Origin of the sequence: uncultured Campylobacter sp. (assembly GCF_937949835.1) — a bacterium.
Classification (GTDB): Bacteria; Campylobacterota; Campylobacteria; order Campylobacterales; family Campylobacteraceae; genus Campylobacter_B.
The window spans coordinates 1-2,147 of record NZ_CALEDC010000265.1 but is presented as its reverse complement, the minus strand read 5'-3'; the positions used below and the strand labels follow the sequence as shown (position 1 = coordinate 2,147).

Below are 2,147 nucleotides of genomic sequence, written 5' to 3'. Positions count from 1 at the left end.
CGAGCCGCTAAAATCTGCGCTCTCGGTTCAAATTTAGCCTCTTCCGTACGCAAATTTAAACCTAACCCAGGCGCAAATTCTACCTCGTAAGCTCCCTGCTATGCTCGATTAGATCCTCGATCTGCTCGCGCGGCACCGCATCAAGGCAGACGCTGATCCAGTGCTTTTTATTCATATGATAGGCTGCAAAAATTCCTTTTTCGTCACGCAAAATTGCCGCCAAATCGGGCGAAATTTTTAAATTTATCACGTCGCTTGAGCCAGGAAGTGCGCGACCGAGCTTTTCGTTTGCAAGCCCGCGCATCAAAAGCGCAAACCACTTGCGCTTCCCTCCTGCGTGACGAAAAACCGCAAAATTCGGATATTCATCCCACAGATACTCGCCATCCGCGCCGTAGCGCTGCTTCATTAGTTTTAGGACGCTGCTGAAGTTCATTCTCGTTCCTTAATATCGATATTTTCCCTGTGCAATCTCGCCAGCCACTCATCCAGCGTCTTTTCAAAGCCGATCCCTTTGCTTTCGTAAAATTTCGCCGCCTCGCTCATATAGGCCTGCTCGACCCAGCCGCCAAAGTCGTGCGGGTATTTGTAGTCCGCTATTTGCTTGTCCGAGTTGATGAGATAGCGTGGCGTAGGTAGCGGTGCGGCGGAGCGGACGAACTTCAAAGCGGCGTTGATGCCCAAATACGCGGCGTTTGATTTGGGGCTGTGCGCCAGATAGATCGCGCATTGCCCTAAGATAATGCGAGCTTCGGGATAGCCAATCTTGCTGACGGCGCTTAGCGTGCTAACCGCGATATTTAGGGCGTTTGGATTGGCATTGCCGATGTCCTCGCTAGCTAGGATCACCATCCTGCGCGCGATAAAATCCGCGCTCTCGCCCGCATCTATCAGCCTCGCGACATAATACAGCGCGGCGTCGGCGTCGCTTCCGCGCAGGCTTTTTATCATCGCGCTGGCAAGCTCGTAATGCAGATCGTCGCTGCTAACGCCCGCAGCTACGGCATTTGCACGCAGCATACGAAGCGTATCCAGCGTAATGGCGCTGTCTGCCAAAAGCGCAAATTCTAGCAAATTTAACATGCTCCTTGCATCGCCGCTGCTGGAGTTTAGTAGGTATTTTCGCGCCTCCTCGTCCATCTCAAAGCCGATCTCGCCCTGCACTCGCGCCAAAAGCGCCTCCAAATCCTCGTAGCTAAGCGGCTCAAACTCAAAGATCATCGAGCGCGAGCGGATGCCGCTGCTTAGCACGAACTGCGGATTTTCCGTCGTCGCGCCGATGATGATCGCGGCGTAGTTTTCCATCGGGATTAGCAGCACCTCCTGCTGCGTCTTGCTGAGGCGGTGGATCTCGTCGATGAAAATGAGCGGCTTGATGAGCGAGCCGGCGTGCGAGGATAGAATTTTGCGGATATCCTCGACCTTCAGGCTCGTGGCGTCAAGCTCGTAAAAATCGTAGTTCAGCTCGCTTGCGATCACGCGCGCCATCGTCGTTTTGCCGCTGCCTGCGGCGCCGAAAAATATACTGTGCGGGATGCTGCCTGCGGCGACGAATTTTTTAAAAACCGCTACGATCTTGCCCTGCCCCACGATCTGCTCTAGGCTTTTGGGGCGAAATTTCAAGCTCAAACTCATTTTACAACCTTAAAAATTTTGCCTCGATGATAGCGTTTTTATGATTAAATTTTGAAATTCGGCTAAATTTAAAAGGCGGGATCCAGATTTTACATACGGCGAGGTTTTGAAATTTATACATGCCGCGGGCTTGAAATTTGCGTCGCGAAAGGAAGCTTTAAAATTTCAGTAGAATTTTAAAATTTTGTGCCGCGTGCGAGCTGGCGATATAAAATTTTGCGGCGAAAACAGATCGCGCAGATTTGGCGGACTAGGCGCTTTAAATTTAATGCCTTGCGTATTGCGCGGTTGCGCCGTCATACATAGCGCGCCCGCAATCAGCTCGGCGCGCAAGATGAAATTTTAAAATTTAGCCCTATTTTAGGGCTAAATTTTATCTCGCGGCGGGCGACGAGCCGCTAAATTAGCAAATCAATAAACGCAAAATCAGCAAAGCCTAAAAAATCGTTGCTCTCTCATAAAATCATCGCGTAACCATCGCGACTATCGCCTCGCCCGCGTAGAAACTATCG

Annotated in this window: 2 protein-coding genes; both read right to left on the bottom strand. The window is 51.0% G+C overall.

Features of this window, described 5'->3' with window-relative positions:
• Positions 1 to 79: 79 nt before the first annotated feature.
• On the bottom strand, positions 80 to 436 hold the full coding sequence (locus tag Q0256_RS05975; RefSeq protein ID WP_297961101.1) for an MmcQ/YjbR family DNA-binding protein: 357 nt from the start codon (positions 434 to 436) through the stop codon (positions 80 to 82).
• Positions 433 to 1,635, bottom strand: a complete 1,203-nt coding sequence (locus Q0256_RS05970) for a replication-associated recombination protein A (protein ID WP_297961099.1) — start codon at positions 1,633 to 1,635, stop codon at positions 433 to 435. The genes Q0256_RS05975 and Q0256_RS05970 overlap by 4 nt, the downstream gene beginning before the upstream one ends.
• Between the last annotated feature and the right edge of the window lie 512 nt (positions 1,636 to 2,147).